Below are 14,737 nucleotides of genomic sequence, written 5' to 3' on the forward strand. Positions count from 1 at the left end.
CCGACTCCGGACTCCCGGAAGCGGGCGGCACGTTGTGGGCCCGAGCGGCACGTGCGGTGTCTCCGGCCGACGGAGGCTCCGCTCGGGCCCGGGACGCCGGTCACAGGGAGAAAGCGCCGGCCACCAGGCGCCGACGGTCATGACGAGGGTGGTGGCTGAGCCCAAGGCTGCCGGCATGGCGGCGCTCGCTTTCTCGGGGACGGCCCTCGGCGGCGGTGGGCGGAGCTGGGGGACAGACCGAGGTGTTACGCGAGAGTGTCGAAGCACCAACGGATCCGTGTCCAGCATCAAACCGAGATCTGTTCATGCGATAAGCGCATCAATTCAAGGGCCGAGTACCCAGCCCCCGGTTCGACGAAGGCTGGCGTATTGGTGGCCAGAGCATCTGCCAGAGTGCAGGCGACGTGCAACGCCCCGCCGCAAAGAGGCCCGCAGCGCAGACACGCAGACAGACGGGCACGCCGTCAGCCCTGGCCCCCCACTTGCTCATCACACTATTTCTCACCATCAGCGGTTCACCACTGACCTGTGTGTTCTCCAGCGGGGTGACGGGCTGGTGGGCGAAGCCGCCGACGGGGCACGGCCTGGAGCGCGGCTCCTGTTGGTCGTGCCGGGCGGCCGTCCGGGGCCGGGCCGGTGGGGTTTTGGTGCTCTGGCGGGACAGGGCATGTGCTGGCGGAGGTTCCGAAACGTCCGACGGACCCGGGCCGGGGTGAGCCGGCTGACACCCCACCGGCCCCTGGGTCACCCAGCAGGCACGCAATTACCTCATGGATCTCGGCGACCATGCCCAGTCGATCAGGTTCCTCATCCGGGACCGCGGCGCGTACTTCACCGAAAGCTTCGAGACCGTCTTCCAGGCCATCGGCGCGCGTGTCGTCCCCACACTGCCCCAGGTGCCCCGGATGAACGCCATCGCCGAACGCTGGATCGCATCATGCCGCCGCGAGGCCACCGACCACATCCTGATCATCGGACAGACCCACCTCCGCCTCATCGTCAACGAGTACGCGGACCACTACAACAGACACCGGCCACACCGAACCCTCGAACAACGGCCACCAGACCCGCTGATCACCCCTGAACCCCGGCCAGCCAACAACCCCACACCGGTCTCCCGGCACGATCGACTCGGCGGCCTCATCCACGCATACAAGCAGGTCGCATAGGGTGACAGCATTTCCGGCACCCACAGGCGGACAGCAGCGCGTCGAGGACCCGCACCTCATGCCCTGCACCCGTGAGGGCGGTGAAGATGTGCGAGCCGATGAAGCCCGCGCCCCCAGGGACCAGGATCAACATGCCACCGACCGTAGGGCCGCGCACCCGGTCGCGGGCCGTTTGAACCGAGGACGTCAGGGGTTCGTAAGCGTTACCGCGTCGGCGCGGTTTCGGCCGGCCGGGCTGCCGCCACCGTCAGGAGAGCGAAGGCGGCGGCGAAGCCGAGCATGGTGAAGACCCCCTTGGGCCAGAAGATGTGGCTGTCGACGAACGACCAGCAGGCGGCGGACAGGACGGCGGCGCCCGGCAACACCCGCACGCCGTGGCGGCGCCAGAGCACCGTACACGTGGCGAACGAGGCCACGGCAAGTCCGTACACCCCTGCCCGGCCCAGTTCGTCTCCGACGACGAACAGCGGCCCAGCCGCGCCGCGGACGCCGTGGTCCACCACGGTGCCAGCGGATATGCCGGCCACCGCGTCCAGACCGGAGTAGTACGCGGCGAACCAGAGGCACCCGGCCCAGGCAAGAACCGTCAGCGCCCCTTCCGCATCCCGGCGCGGCTTCCCCCACAGGGGGACCACCAGGCCGAGGACGAGGAGAGGGAAGACAGGCAGCAGGGCGATGTGCATCCCGGCCCAGTGGCCGGCCGTCGATGCCGTCAGATGCCGGGGATGCATCAGACCGGCGGTGGCCAACAGCAGCGGAGCCACGGTGACCAGAACTGTCACGCGCACGGTACGGAAGGATCGCATCCGGTCACGGTAGGCGGCCGCCCACTGCTCCGCCGCCCCCACTCACCACGCGTAAGACCCCCGTAAGACGGTCGGCACGTCGGCGAGAGGGAAAGACTCACCCGACAGGCCGACGACGACGGTCCCCGAACATCCGCACGGTCAGCCGCACCGCCCTCACCGAGGCCACGACCACCAACATGACGAGCCAGTTACACGGATAATCCAGGGGTACCACCGACGAGTTGGCCCTCCTCCCCGGCCGGAGCAGCACCGGCAGCGCCACCGTCGTCAGCGCACCCGCGACCAGCAGAGCCGCGCGGACCGGCCCGCGCACACCGCCCCGCACCAGCGCCAGCCCGACCAGCAGCACCACCGGGGCGATCACCACGTCGTGCAGCACAACCGCCCCTGAAGGATGTCAGTATTCCGCTCAGGCTGCTGAGCTGGGCCTTTTCTGTGGACGGTGAGCCAGCCAGGGCGGCGTGGTGTGGTACTCGTTGATCAGTCCGCCAAGTACCTGTCGGCGATGGAGATCGCCACCCGGCACGTCCACGCCCTGGGCGTCACCGCCCACCCGACCGGCGCATGGGTCACCCAACTCGCCCACAACCTGCTCATGGACCTCGACAACAGAGCCGGGTGCTTCCGGTTCCTCATCCGGGACCCGGACAGTAAGTTCACCGCCCCTCTCGACGCCGTCTTCGCCGGCAACGGCACAGCCGTCATCCCGACACCGCCACAAAGCCCTGCGCTTGCCGAAAATATCATCCGCCCTGGTGGGATGCGGTGTGCGCGGTGTACGGGAGGTCAACCGGCGTAGTCGCCCGAGCGGGCGCTCTCGCGAGGCTGGCGCTTACCGAGGCAAGATGATCGACCGTGTTGCTGCGACTGGCCTACTTGGGCGTGGCGAATGCGTTCGCCATGCTGCGCCTGCTACCGATGGGCGATCGGGACAAGACTGTCGAGATACTCGCCTTGCGCCACCAGATCATGGTGCTGGAGCGCCAACTGGGCAAGGATCGGGTGCGGTTCACCCCGAGCGACCGGGCATTTCTGGCGGCGCTGCTGCACCGGCTCCCCATGGACGTGCTCCGCGGAGTGCGGCTGCTGGTGCGTCCGGATACGGTGCTGCGCTGGCACCGCGACCTTCTTGCACGCCGCCATGCTGTCGCCCCCCCGACCCAGGCGCTCGGGACGGCCTCGGACCGTGCACTCGGTGCGGGGCCCTGGTGTTGCGCCTGGCGCGGGAGAACCCCGGCTGGGGGTATCGGCGCCTGCACGGTGAACTGCTCGTCCTGGGCATGAAGGTGGCCGCTTCCACCGTCTGGGAGATCTTGCAGGAGGCCGGCATCGATCCGGCACCCGAGCGGTCCTCCAGCACGCGGGCGGACTTCTGCGCTCCCAGGCCGAGGCCCTGCTGGCCTGGCCTGTGACTTCTTCGAAACGGTCACGCTGTCCGGGGCTCGGATGTACGTGATTGCCGTCATCGAGCACACGAGCCGACGGATCCGGGTGCTGGGTGCCACCGCGCACCCGACCTCAGCGTGGGTGGCGCAGGCTGCGAAGAACCTTGTCATGGACCTTGAGGACGTGGGCTACCAGGCGCGTTACATGATCAGGGACCGGGACGGGAAGTTCCCCGACCTGTTCGATGCCGTCCTGGCGGATGCGGGGATCGAGGTCGTGTTCAGCGGCGTTCAGATGCCGAGAATGAACTCGATCACGGAACGGTGGGTGCAGACCTGCCGACGGGAACTCCTGGACCGCACCTTGATCTGGAACACCGGCACCTGCTCCACGCCCTACGGGAGTTCGAGCATTTCTACAACGGACACCGACCACACCAGGGCATCGCCAACGCCCGCCCACTGCACCCATTACCTGCGCCGATCGACAATCCGGACACATTAGCCCGCCTCGACATACGACGCCGCGATCGCCTCGGCGGCCTTCTCCACGAATACCAGCATGCCGCATGACCTGCACGGATGAAGTTATCGGCAAGCGCAGTGTCGGGAGACTCGAATTCATGGAACGCGCCGAGTGGGTGCACGGCACCGTCCCGGCGGTGTCGTCCACTCCCGGAGGATGTCATCCGCTCCTGGGAGCTTCGGCACGTCGCCGGTGTCAGCCGGTTCGTAGACCGTCGAGAAGAACGGTCAGCACCAAGTGGTGACCGTGTGCAGGGTCAGGCTCGAGTCCCAGCACGCATCCCTGTGCCGCTGGGGCGCCGGTCAGCCGCAGCACTTCCTGCCAGGCCAGATCCCGGCGAAGACGTCCCTGGTCCTGAGCGCGTTCGATGACCCTCCGGGTGAGGTCGAGGAGCTCGTGGCGCTGCTGGGCGACAGCGGGCCCGCCGTGCTGGTCCAGGGAGCCGGACAGTCCCGCGTTCTGAGCGGTGCGCAGGGCCAGGCCGGTGAACAGCAACGAGAAGCCCTCCCAGGCGTCATCGCAGTCCAGAGCCTGGCGTGCGGTGTCGATCAGTTCGGTGAGGATGTCGCTCAGCACCGCCGCCATGAGCTGGTCGCGTTCGGGGTAGCGCCGGTAGACGGTGCCCACACCGACGCCGGCCTCCCGCGCGATCTCGTGGTAGCTCACGTCCAGCCCGGTAGAGGCGACGGCACGACGCGCTGCCGCGAGAACCCGCGCGGCATTGCGCTGGGCGTCGGCGCGTACGGGCATCGCCGTCCCCTGGGACGCCGCGGGCCGCTCCGTGTTCATGACCTCATCTTATCCATAAGTGGACAGCCTCTGTCCGCCTCCTCTACTCTGAAGAAACGGACAAGATTGGTCCGTTTGCTTGACTCGTACGAGAGGTGTGAAGCATGGGGTCCCGCGTGTGGCTGGTCACCGGCGCGCCCGGCGGGTTGGGCCAGGCCCTGGTCGGTGAGGTTCTGAGTGCAGGTGAGCGAGTGATCGCGGTCACGCGCGACGACGAGCCGCTGCAACCGCTGACCGCCGCCTTTCCCGGGCGTCTGCGCACCGTGAGCGTGGACATCACCGACGCCGGTGCGCTGCGTCCGGTACTGGATGACGCGATCGCCGGGTTCGGCCGCCTCGACGTCGTCGTCAACAACGCCGGCTACGCGCTGGCGGGCCCCTTCGAGGAACTGGACGACACGGAGCTGCGCGCCCAGTTCGAAGTGAACTTCTTCGCCGCCGTCAATGTGCTGCGCGCCGCTCTGCCCTACCTGCGCGCGGCGAAAGCGGGCCGTGTGCTGCAGATCAGCTCGCTGGCGGGCCAGATCGGAGTGTCCCGGGGATGAGCGCCTACACGGCCAGCAAGCACGCCCTCGAAGGTCTGAGCGTCTCACTGGCCGCCGAGCTCACCCCGCTGGGCATCCGGACGACGATCGTGGAGCCCGGAGCGGCCCGCACCGACTTCCGCGCCAACTGGGCGAGCCGGCTGCCCAGCAGCGCCGCCCTCCCCGATTACCTCCCCGTGCACGAAGCGCTGGCGCGCTCCGCCGGCGCCGTGGGAGGCCAGGTCGGCGACCCCGCCCGCATGGCCCAGGCCCTCGTCGTCCTCGCCGATATGCCGAGCCCACCGCTGCGCCTTCCCCTCGGCAGCGACGCCCTCGCCGGCATCGAGAACGCCCGCAGCGACCAACTCGAAGAGCTACGCCGATTCGCGACCCTGAGTGCTTCCACCGACCACACAAAGGCGAACTGACATGTCCGAGCACCGCACCACCAGCCGTTTCGCCGTCGTCACCGGCGGCAGCGAGGGCCTTGGCCTGGCCATTGCCGATGCCCTCGCCCACGACGGAGCGGACCTGATTCTTGTCGCCCGCAACCGCGACAAGCTCGAGACCGCCGCCAAGAAACTCGGCCGGCACGGCACCACCGTGCACACAGTGCCCGCGGACCTCTCCGCGCCCGATGCCCCCGCCCGGATCGCCGCGCACATCGGAAACCTGACAGACCGGGTCGACACCCTCGTCAACAACGTCGGCACCGCACACTTCGCCTCCCTTGCCGACACCACGGTCGACGCGATGAACACCATGTGGCACCTCAACGTCCAGGTGCCGCTGCTGCTGAGCCAGCAACTCCTGCCCGCCCTCCTGAACGCTCGGGGAAGCATCATCAACATCAGCAGCTACTGGGCCCACAAAATGGTCGCAGGCCGCCATTCGGCCGCCTACTCCGCCACCCGCGGAGCGCTCAACTCCATGACCCAGTCGCTGGCCAGTGAACTCGGCCCCCAAGGAGTCCGTGTCAATGCCATCGCTCCCGGCGCCGTCCGCACTCCCAAGTACGAACGCTCCTATATCGCCCCCATGACCGCGGAGGAGCGCGCCGTACACGACGAACAGATCGAGCACTCCTACCCCCTGGGACGCCTGGGCACTGCCGATGACGTCGCCACCGCGGCCGCCTACCTGGCCTCGGCCCAGTGGACCACCGGCACCATCCTCGCCGTCGACGGCGGACTCACCATCCGCTGACTCGTGCAGGTTCCTGAGGCTGTGCCGATCTCGCAGCCGATCTTGCTTGTCGAGTGGGCAGTTGTTGCTCGGGGGCAGGCGACCCCGGGAGGCGACCTGGAACGCGTTCAGTGGGGCCTTCCAGCGCATGGCCCACCATTTGAAACTTGCCACCTGCTTCAGGCCGCTGCAATCGACAGCGCGCGGTGACGTCGGGTCCTGCCCAAACGTGTGCCGGGGATATACGGCCTCAGCCGTGGTCCCGCACCGCCGCGAGGCACTGATCGTAGAGGTCTGCCAGGTCGATCCGTCCGTCATGTCCGGCCCAGAGTTCGGTTGCCGTGTCGATACAGGCGAAGACCGTCGCGACGATCGCCTTGGCCTGCGTGTCGGGAGCCGGGCGGCCGGGGCCGTTACCCAGCCGCGCACGGATGACGGGGACGAGTTCGGCCTGCCAGCGCAGTCGCTTCTCGATGTAGCGGGCATGCAGCGAGGGCTGTCGAAGCCCCGGCGTGTCCTGTCGCGAGACCGGCCACGCGGTCGGGCTCACTTACGGCCGACAGGTCAGCCCGATGCTCTCCCAGACCGATTCCCGTCTCGGCTGCATGCAGACCCCCACCGCGTTCGGCACCGGCCTGGGCGCCAGCAACCGGGAGAACATCAATGCAACGTACTGCGAAGACCTCCGGGAGAGGCCACCTGCGCCGCAGGAACCGCCTCGCCCTCCTCGGCACGGCCGCGGCCGTCACCCTGGGCACGGGCCTGGCCGTCTCCGACCACGACGAGGCGACTGCGCGCACCGAGGACGTCATCGTCGGCCAGGGAGCCGACCACTTGCCGAACCGTACGGCATCGGACTGGGTGACCTACGCCGACCATGTCCTGGTCGTATCGGCCACCAGCGAGAAAGAGATCGCACCCACCCAGCAGGAGGTGGAGCGCGGGGAGGGCACCGTTGGCCGTACCGTGACTCTGACGGTCGACAAGATGCTGTGGTCCCGGCCCGACGCGCCCCGCCCGGCGCCGGACACCTGGGAATACAGCGCCATGGGCTGGCAGTTCCAGGACGGCGACACCGGAAACCGCACCAAGATGGCACTGATCGACCAGCCGCGGGTCGAGCCGGGTCACCGGTACGTCACGGCGGTCAGGTGGGAGGAGACTGCCTGTTCCCCCGGGGACGCCCCGGAACCCGCCCAGTGGCGCGGGCTGGGCGAGGGCTCGGAAGTGCCGTTCGACGCAGGTGTCATAGGCCAGGGCGAGCTGGAAGGACACTCTCGCACGGCCGCACAGGCCCGCAGCGCGAAACTTGAGGCCGGGGACGACGCCGGGCTGGAGGACCAGTTAGCCGGCCGTGGAGAGGACGCCCTGGTCCAGGAACTGAACGCGGCTCACCCGCATGAGCCGGAGACGTTCGGTCCTGCGCGGCCACGCGACATCTGCGCCTGATTCGCAAAACAGCCGCCGCTCTGCCCCGCACCCCGGGCGCGGGGCAGAGCATCCCCGAACCCCCGAAAAGGGACCTGCTCTGTTGGAAGGCCGCTCATCGCCCGGCAGAGCCGAACGTTTCCCGGTACTCCTCCGTCCTAGGAGGGACAGGGAGGGAACCCATGACCGGACGCCGCCGCACGTTACGCCGTATCGGGCGCCGCGCCGACGCCGCTGACCCCCGCGGGCCCGACAGAAACACACCCGACACCCTCACCCCCGACAGGACCGACGTGGACGTCTCACGCGTGCGCGCGATCCTGGCCCTGGGCGGCGTGCCGTGGGGCGACCTCGATGACGGGGTGCAGGAGGTACGGCTGAAGCTGCTGGAACAACGCGCCGATCCGGACCGCACGGCGGTTCGCGACACCTCCGCGTGGAGCAGCGTCGTCGCCGCCCGCGTCGCCGCGGACTGGCACCGGGCCGGCGCGCGCGACGACGGGCTGCGTGCCCGGCTCGCCGCCCGTTGGGCGCAGCAACCCGTCGCGCAACACACCGAAGAAGACCGCACAACGGCCCTCGCGGTGGCGGACGGACTCGGCTCCCTGCCCCCTCACCAGCGTCAGATACTGACGTTGCGCTACTACGCCGATCTTCCGGTACGTGACATCGCAACGCTGCTCGGCGTCCCCGAAGGCACGGTCAAAAGCCGCCTGCACACGGCCGTGGCCGCACTGCGCACCCGGCTGCGCGAGACGGAGGTGATCCACGGTGACCGAACCGACAGAGACTGAGGAGATTCGACTGCGACGGGCGTTCGCACTGATCGGGGAAGAGGCCGGGCGCCCGGACCCCACCGCGGCGCCCACGGCCCCGACGGCTGCGATCCGCACCCTCACAACGGCGACCCGCCCCCCGCGCAAACAGCGACGTGTCCGCGCGGCACTCGCCGCAGCGGCAGCCGTCTGCGTCACCGCCATCGTCGTGACAGTGACAGTCACCGCCGACGACGGCTCCGGAAAGAATGCCGACACCACAGGCCGAGGACAGACCTTCCCAGAAGCACTCGCCTGCGCGACCGCCGTAGTAGAAGGCGACCTGACCGCGGTACGCCCGGCCGGCCAGGGCCGGGTACACGTGACCGTGTCCGTGGACCAGTGGTTCAAGCCCAGCACAGGGCCCGCCACTGCACGATTCGACCTCGCCGACCCCGCCGTCGCGGACCCCGCCGAGGCATACACCACCGGGGACCACCTCCTACTGCTCGTCCCCCGGCGCAAAGGACAGATTCCCGACACCTCCCAAGGCCAGGAGCTACGCCCGATGCGCGACCGGATCACCCGCACCCTGCCGGAAGCAGCTCACACCCCCTGCCCTCCTGAGTTCCAGTGAGGCACTGCGCCTGCCGGAATCTCATCCGCCCTGGTGGGGGCAGTTCTTCGGGTTTCCCGAAATCTTGGCCGCGGTAGCTCGAGCTGGCGCTCTCGCGCAGTTGCCGTCAGAGCGTCATGTTGATCGATCGTGCTGCTGTGACTGGTTTACCTGGGTGTAACGAACGCCTTCGCGATGCTGCGCCTGCTGCTGATGACCGACCGGGACAAGGACGCGGAGATCCTTGCCCTGCGCCACCAGATCACCGTGCTGGAACGCCAACTCGGCGAGGAAAAGATCCGGTTCACGCCCGCGATCGGGCGTTCCTGGCGGCGCTGCTGCACCGGCTGCCACTGCACGTCCTGCGAAGACTGCGGCTGCTCTCACGTCCCGACACGGTGCTGCGTTGGCACCGCGACCCCGTCGCACGCCGCCATGCCGCCTCCTGCCGGCCCAAACACCCGGGACAACCACGCACCGTGCGCTCCACCGCATCCTGGTGTTGCGGCTGGCGAAGGAGAACCCGAGCTGGGGGCACCGACGCCTGCACGGCGAATTGCTCGTGCTCGGGGTGAGGGTGAGCGCGTCCACCGTCTGGGAGATCTTGAAGGAGGCGGACATCGACCCGGCGCCCGAGCGGAACTCCAGTACCTGGGCCACCTTCCTTCGCAGCCAGGCTGATGCCCTGCTGGGCTGGCCTGCGCCGTCATGGAAACAGTCACCCTGTCGGGGGTACGGATGTACGTGCTCGTGGTGATCGAACACGGCAGTCGCGGGATCCGCATCCTGGGCGCCACCGCGCATCCTGGGTAGCACAAGCGGCGAAGAACCTCGTCATGGACCTCGAAGGCCTGGGCTGCCGCGCACGGTTCATGATCCGGGACCGGGACGGGAAGTTCCCCGCCCTCTTCGATGCCGTCCTCAAGGACGCGGGGATCGACGTCGTGCTCAGCGGCATCCAGATGCCACGAATGAACTTGATCACGGAGCGCTGGATACAGACCTGCCGCCGCGAGCTCCTGGACCGGACATTGATCTGGAACCAGCGGCAACTCCTCCATACACTGCGCGAGTACGAGCAGTTCTACAACGGACACCGACCACACCAGGGCATCGCGAACGCCAGGCCGCTGCACCGCTCGCTCCCGCCGATCGACGATCCCGACGCGTTAGCCCGCCTCGACTTACGCGGACACGATCGTCCCGGCGGCATCCTCCACGCATATCAACATGCGGCGTGACCTGCACGAATGATGTTTCCGACAAGGGCAGGCACTGCCCCCTCACAGACCGCCGGACTTAACAGCCAACCCTGTAGGTGCCAGAAACCCATTCGTGCTGGTCATATGGGCGACCGCTGCGGTGGGCCCACCAGCCTCGTTGCCGACCCAGCCTCTCTCCCACCGGCATGGTGGAGTGCTACTGCGACTGCTCTACCTGACCTTGACGAGCATGTTCACCCTGATACGGCTCCTACCGAGGAGTGGCCACGACAAAGACGCCGAGATCCTGGCCCTACGCCACCAACTCACCGTGCTGCAGCGACAGACGGACAAACCGAAGCTCACCTGGCCAGACCGTGCGCTGCTGGCCGCCCGCCTGCATCCCTTCCCCCGTGTACGTCTTCGCCAACTACATCTGTTCGCCTCACCTGACACAGTGCTGCACTGGCACCGTGAGCTGCTGCGCCACCGCCACGCGAAGGCTTCCCACCGCAAACGGCCGGGACGACCCCGCACCATACGATCCATCCGCGCCCTGATGCTACGGCTGGCACGAGAAAATTCCAGCTGGGGCTACCGGCGCATCCACGGCGAACTCGCCTCCCTCGGCATCAAGCCCGCCGCCAGCACCGTGTGGAACATCCTCAAAGAGCACGGCATAGACCCAGCGCCCGAACGCGACCGCACCACCTGGGCGTCGCTCCTGCGCTCCCAGGCCCAGTCCATCCTCGCCGCCGACTTCTTCGAGACCAAGACTCTGACGGAGCGACGCTGTACGTCCTCGCAATGATCGAGCACGCCAGAGGAGCCAGCCCAGTAGCCGGCAGAAGATCAGGTAGAGCAGTCGCAGACCCACGATCACTGATCATGCCCATACTCGGACGATCGCAAAGCCCCAGGTCAACCACCGTAGGGCAATAAAGAAACCCTTCAGGGTCAGACGAAGCCGCGCCATAGCTGTAGCCGAGCGAGATATGCGGGCGCCCGCCGGAGTGCTGAAGCGCCTCGTCACCACGGGCCTTACGTATCGCTGACCGGATCCGCTCGATGAGGGCAACCGTGTCCGCCTCCGGCCAGACGTCCATCAACGCACCGGTCCAAGTCGCGGCACACGCCGTGTCCCCCGCAGGTCGTGTCGCTTTCGGGGTGTCCGACAAACGGGTGCGTGTCGCCACTGGGGCGCGCGGGCACCGCGGCGGGGAGCGCCGCGCGTGGTCTACCGCGATGGCTGGTCTCCCCGCTGGGGCAGCCCTGGTCACCAGCGACGTAAACGGGTCACTTTCGCGCCGTGTGCCAATGGGCTTGCTCAGCGTCACTGGGTAGTCTTCGCTGACATCAGACCTGCACACCGCATTACCGAAGTCCCGCCCTGGTCGGTCGGCGGCTACTCGGGGCGCGGCTCATTCCGAATGGTGCGGCTTGCGAGGCGCTTGCCCGGCTGTGATTGCGCTGCGAGCATCCTGCCGCGCGCTCTGCGGCGGCCGGGGGTACGGGACAGGCTCCGGTCGGGCCCCTCACCCGCCGGTTCTGTCCCCATGGACGACCATCAGGAGTGCAATCCCATGCTTCGATCGAAGCTCCGGTCCCTGCTGCTCGGCGCAGGCACTGTCACCGTCATGCTGGGCACCGCCCTGGCACCGGCCACCGCGGCCGCAGCAGCACCGGCTCCGGGGGACGTGTCCCCAGCCGCCTTGTCATGCACGGTTCCTCGCGGATACACCTACACGTCGGTTTCGCTCACCACAACATGCTCCACCAGCGGTCTGAGCCCGCTCTACAACGTGGTTGCGCCCAGGACGGGCCTGTGGGCCTGCACCGTCCCCGCGGGCTTCACCTACACCGCGACCTCGAGCACCATCGTTTGCTCCACCAGCGGACTCGGCACCAGTTACCTTCTCCGGGCGCTCTGAGGCCACACACCGTCTCCGGCCCGAACCCTCCCGTTCGGGCCGGAGATGCGGCAGCAGGTAAAACACCTGTTCTGGGTCTGTCAAACGAACGGCCCTGTCTCACATTCGGTGGTGACGGAGTATGCCGCTGTCCGAGGAGGATGCGGTGGCGAGTAGGGTGAAGCCTGCTCGTCCGTACATCTGGCGCGCGATCCGCTTGGTCTTGGTGTTGACGCCCTCGGTGGGGCCGTTGCTGTACGGAAACGTGAGCGCGGCGATCACGGCGTCGCGGTCTCGGTCCAGGCTCCGGGCGAAGGAGCGCAGATGAGGCAGATCGTTCGCTCGGACTTGGACGATCCAGCGTGAGAGCCCGTCGGCGTTTCCTTCGCGAGGCGTCAGGAACTGGGCGAAGTCCGCGACGTGGACGGCCAGTTGGGTCATCTCGGGGCAGGCGGCGGTGAGCCGTGCCAGGAGGTCGTGAGGAGCGGCGCAGGACGCGCCGGATCGTGGCGGCGGCAACCCGATGACCGAGCCGTCGGAGCTCGCCTTGGATTCTGACGTATCCCCAAGGTGGGGTTCTCTCTCGCCAGACGCTGGATGAGCGCGGCTGTCTCTTCCGGCAACGGTGGCCGACCGGATCCGACCGCCGCCTGGCGCCACTTCCAGCGCACCAGACGGCGGTGCCAAACCAGCAGGGTGCCCGGAGTGACCAGCCGATGGCGACGTAAGACGGAGGGCAGGTGCCGGGCGAGAGCGGAGAGCACGGCGCGATCAGCCCATGAGAGCCGCGGCCGTTCAACCTGCCGGCGAAGCACAGCGACCTCATGACGAAGCACGAGGATCTCGGCGTTGTTCGCGGCGGTCGATCGGCCCACCAAGAGGAAGCAGCCCAGTAGTCGGCAGAAGATCAGGTAGAGCAGTCGCAGACCCGCGATCACTGATCATGCCCACATTCAGACGATCGCAAAGCCCCAGGTCAACCACCGTACGGCAATAAAGACACCCTTCAGGGGCTGTGACCGACTGGACCTGGGAGTACAACCCGAGCGAGGAGTACGTCGCCGACGGACTTGCGCCAGGCGTCGTGGCAGAGGTCGAGCGGCTGGCGACCGAACTCGCCGCGCTGGGAGTCGACGCGGCGAAGGTGGGTCGACCCTTCGATCGAGAAGGCGGACTCCCGGAATTCGACATTCTCGGCGGACGCGGCTTCATCAGCTTCCTCTCAGTACCACGCCACCACTGCATCTATGTCTGCAACATCACCTGGTACGGATGAGCCTCCCGTCGTCCGGGCCGACCACCGAAACGTGAGGCCCTGCGGCAACTGGTCGTGCGTCTGGCCCGGGAGAACCCTGGGTGAGGATACCGCCGCGAAGAGACCGGTTCGAACTCGGCCTGGAGGCGCCGAGGCTGCTCCTGACGCACTTCCTGCACGCCGGGCCGCGCATGCCGCTGAACAAGATCGGTCTCATCTTCGACGGGGGCCGGCTGACCGCGGACCAGCTGCGCCGGATCCGCCTTGATCCCGCCGTACACGACATGTGGGCCGTACACGACACGGTCGGCTGGCAGGAGTTGATGGCCCCCGGGCTTTCGCCCGTCTCGACGCCATCGAACGGGCCCGGCGCGGCGAGGGCCCCGCCTACCTCATCACGCACACCTGATCCGATCGCGCCCACCGAGGAGGCACCGTGCCCATCGAGGATGCTCGTAGTTCCGGCTATCAGAAGTTGCGCAATAGGTGCCGCAAGGGCGGCTCGGTGTACCCAAGCCGCCCTTGACGACGGTTGTCAGAGGCAGTCGCAGCCCCTGGCGCAACCGCAGGTTGCTGCGGTGCTCCCGGCAGGGACGCGTGTGGTGGCGCACAGCAGCCTTTCCCCTGCCAGACGTCGCGGCCTTCCTTGACGGCAATCGCGGCGATGACGAGGGCGGCGATCGGATCGGCCCAGGACCGGCCGAGCCTCAGGTTGGCCAGCAGGCCGATCAGGAGCACGGCGGAGAGGTAGGTGCACAGCAGTGTCTGCTTGGAGTCAGTGACCGCGGAGGCGGAGCCGAGCTCGCGGCCAGCCTTGCGTTGGGCTGCCGACAGGAGCGGCATGATCGCCAGCGAGAAGAGCGGCAAGGACGATGCCAGGAATCGGCCCAGTTCTCGTATTGCTACGGCGAACGGACGTGTAGCGCCCCGTAGCCATCTGGCAACGGTCCCCATCTTCTGACGTTCTGGCTGGTGCCAGGTCGCCACGCTGTGGTGATCCAACTGGTTGGCGAGGGAGTACGGGTGCGGCAGGACTGGGAGCCGGAAAACCTGACCCGGGCTCCGGGCCTGGCCCGGAGCCCGGGTGAAGACGATGTTGTCCGGGGCGCTGAAGCGTCCCGGGGAACGTGTGTGAGCGGCAGCGGCGGGCTAACTGGCCCGGTCTCCTATCTGACCCACGGTGC

At 67.9% G+C, this 14,737-nt stretch carries 16 protein-coding genes and 5 pseudogenes; 13 read left to right on the forward strand and 8 right to left on the reverse strand.

Annotated elements, in window-relative coordinates:
* Positions 1 to 770: 770 nt before the first annotated feature.
* Positions 771 to 1,169 carry an integrase core domain-containing protein gene (locus tag ACJX2R_RS11580; protein ID WP_413100020.1) on the forward strand — a complete coding sequence of 133 codons (399 nt, stop codon included), beginning with the start codon at positions 771 to 773 and terminating at the stop codon, positions 1,167 to 1,169.
* A 31-nt stretch (positions 1,170 to 1,200) separates the two neighbouring features.
* Here the strand turns inward: ACJX2R_RS11580 and ACJX2R_RS11585 are convergent.
* From ACJX2R_RS11585 to ACJX2R_RS11595, 3 genes and pseudogenes are all read right to left on the reverse strand, one after another.
* Positions 1,201 to 1,302: pseudogene (locus ACJX2R_RS11585) on the reverse strand (NAD-dependent epimerase/dehydratase family protein); the annotation flags it as partial.
* A gap of 70 nt (positions 1,303 to 1,372) precedes the next feature.
* Positions 1,373 to 1,975, reverse strand: coding sequence for a hypothetical protein (locus ACJX2R_RS11590; protein WP_413100021.1), 603 nt, complete (start codon positions 1,973 to 1,975; stop codon positions 1,373 to 1,375).
* Between the two features lie 97 nt (positions 1,976 to 2,072).
* Positions 2,073 to 2,357: a hypothetical protein gene (locus tag ACJX2R_RS11595; protein WP_413100022.1), complete on the reverse strand. Its 285-nt coding sequence runs from the start codon at positions 2,355 to 2,357 to the stop codon at positions 2,073 to 2,075.
* Positions 2,358 to 2,833: 476 nt separating this feature from the next.
* Between ACJX2R_RS11595 and ACJX2R_RS11600 the strand changes: the two genes are divergently transcribed.
* Together ACJX2R_RS11600 and ACJX2R_RS11605 are read left to right on the forward strand one after the other, a co-directional pair.
* A complete protein-coding gene (locus ACJX2R_RS11600) occupies positions 2,834 to 3,262 on the forward strand; it encodes a hypothetical protein (protein WP_413100023.1) in 429 nt (142 codons plus the stop codon).
* Positions 3,263 to 3,424: 162 nt separating this feature from the next.
* Entirely contained in the window at positions 3,425 to 3,868 is a 444-nt protein-coding gene (locus ACJX2R_RS11605; RefSeq protein WP_413100024.1) for a hypothetical protein, read from the forward strand.
* 216 nt (positions 3,869 to 4,084) lie between these two features.
* Here ACJX2R_RS11605 and ACJX2R_RS11610 read toward each other — a convergent pair whose 3' ends face one another.
* Positions 4,085 to 4,678 (reverse strand): TetR/AcrR family transcriptional regulator, encoded by a 594-nt coding sequence (locus ACJX2R_RS11610; RefSeq protein ID WP_413100025.1) that lies wholly within the window; start codon positions 4,676 to 4,678, stop codon positions 4,085 to 4,087.
* A 104-nt stretch (positions 4,679 to 4,782) separates the two neighbouring features.
* On the opposite strand from ACJX2R_RS11610, the gene ACJX2R_RS11615 reads away from it, so the two are divergent.
* Genes ACJX2R_RS11615 through ACJX2R_RS11625 form a run of 3 tightly spaced genes read left to right on the forward strand, consistent with a single transcriptional unit; the run spans position 4,783 to position 6,408 of the window.
* The gene (locus ACJX2R_RS11615; RefSeq protein WP_413100026.1) at positions 4,783 to 5,223 is read left to right on the forward strand and encodes an SDR family NAD(P)-dependent oxidoreductase; all 441 of its coding nucleotides are present in this window, start codon (positions 4,783 to 4,785) and stop codon (positions 5,221 to 5,223) included.
* Positions 5,220 to 5,630, forward strand: a complete 411-nt coding sequence (locus ACJX2R_RS11620; protein ID WP_413100027.1) for an SDR family NAD(P)-dependent oxidoreductase — start codon at positions 5,220 to 5,222, stop codon at positions 5,628 to 5,630. Before ACJX2R_RS11615 ends, ACJX2R_RS11620 begins: the two co-directional genes overlap by 4 nt.
* A gap of 1 nt (position 5,631) precedes the next feature.
* The gene (locus ACJX2R_RS11625) at positions 5,632 to 6,408 is read left to right on the forward strand and encodes an SDR family NAD(P)-dependent oxidoreductase (protein WP_413100028.1); all 777 of its coding nucleotides are present in this window, start codon (positions 5,632 to 5,634) and stop codon (positions 6,406 to 6,408) included.
* 229 nt (positions 6,409 to 6,637) lie between these two features.
* Here ACJX2R_RS11625 and ACJX2R_RS11630 read toward each other — a convergent pair whose 3' ends face one another.
* Positions 6,638 to 6,937, reverse strand: a complete 300-nt coding sequence (locus ACJX2R_RS11630; protein ID WP_413100029.1) for a hypothetical protein — start codon at positions 6,935 to 6,937, stop codon at positions 6,638 to 6,640.
* Between the two features lie 113 nt (positions 6,938 to 7,050).
* Between ACJX2R_RS11630 and ACJX2R_RS11635 the strand changes: the two genes are divergently transcribed.
* From ACJX2R_RS11635 to ACJX2R_RS11660, 6 genes and pseudogenes are all read left to right on the forward strand, one after another.
* The gene (locus ACJX2R_RS11635) at positions 7,051 to 7,836 is read left to right on the forward strand and encodes a hypothetical protein (protein ID WP_413100030.1); all 786 of its coding nucleotides are present in this window, start codon (positions 7,051 to 7,053) and stop codon (positions 7,834 to 7,836) included.
* Between the two features lie 161 nt (positions 7,837 to 7,997).
* On the forward strand, positions 7,998 to 8,609 hold the full coding sequence (locus tag ACJX2R_RS11640) for an RNA polymerase sigma factor (RefSeq protein ID WP_413100031.1): 612 nt from the start codon (positions 7,998 to 8,000) through the stop codon (positions 8,607 to 8,609).
* Positions 8,587 to 9,207, forward strand: coding sequence for a hypothetical protein (locus tag ACJX2R_RS11645; RefSeq protein WP_413100032.1), 621 nt, complete (start codon positions 8,587 to 8,589; stop codon positions 9,205 to 9,207). The genes ACJX2R_RS11640 and ACJX2R_RS11645 overlap by 23 nt, the downstream gene beginning before the upstream one ends.
* A 174-nt stretch (positions 9,208 to 9,381) precedes the next feature.
* A pseudogene (locus ACJX2R_RS11650) lies at positions 9,382 to 10,427 on the forward strand (integrase core domain-containing protein).
* A gap of 211 nt (positions 10,428 to 10,638) precedes the next feature.
* Positions 10,639 to 11,199 (forward strand): helix-turn-helix domain-containing protein, encoded by a 561-nt coding sequence (locus ACJX2R_RS11655; RefSeq protein WP_413100033.1) that lies wholly within the window; start codon positions 10,639 to 10,641, stop codon positions 11,197 to 11,199.
* Between the two features lie 772 nt (positions 11,200 to 11,971).
* Positions 11,972 to 12,319 carry a hypothetical protein gene (locus ACJX2R_RS11660; RefSeq protein ID WP_413106183.1) on the forward strand — a complete coding sequence of 116 codons (348 nt, stop codon included), beginning with the start codon at positions 11,972 to 11,974 and terminating at the stop codon, positions 12,317 to 12,319.
* A gap of 130 nt (positions 12,320 to 12,449) precedes the next feature.
* On the opposite strand, the pseudogene ACJX2R_RS11665 reads toward ACJX2R_RS11660, so the two are convergent.
* Both ACJX2R_RS11665 and ACJX2R_RS11670 read right to left on the reverse strand, forming a co-directional pair.
* Positions 12,450 to 12,775, reverse strand: a pseudogene (locus tag ACJX2R_RS11665) (transposase); the annotation flags it as partial.
* Positions 12,768 to 13,236: pseudogene (locus ACJX2R_RS11670) on the reverse strand (integrase); the annotation flags it as partial. The pseudogenes ACJX2R_RS11670 and ACJX2R_RS11665, both read right to left, overlap by 8 nt.
* 77 nt (positions 13,237 to 13,313) lie before the next feature.
* Here ACJX2R_RS11670 and ACJX2R_RS11675 point away from each other — a divergent pair.
* Positions 13,314 to 13,574: a hypothetical protein gene (locus ACJX2R_RS11675; protein ID WP_413100034.1), complete on the forward strand. Its 261-nt coding sequence runs from the start codon at positions 13,314 to 13,316 to the stop codon at positions 13,572 to 13,574.
* 514 nt (positions 13,575 to 14,088) lie between these two features.
* On the opposite strand, the pseudogene ACJX2R_RS11680 reads toward ACJX2R_RS11675, so the two are convergent.
* Positions 14,089 to 14,439: pseudogene (locus ACJX2R_RS11680) on the reverse strand (cation transporter); the annotation flags it as partial.
* Between the last annotated feature and the right edge of the window lie 298 nt (positions 14,440 to 14,737).

The organism is Streptomyces sp. Inha503 (genome assembly GCF_047215865.1).
Taxonomy (GTDB): domain Bacteria; phylum Actinomycetota; class Actinomycetes; order Streptomycetales; family Streptomycetaceae; genus Streptomyces; species Streptomyces lycopersici.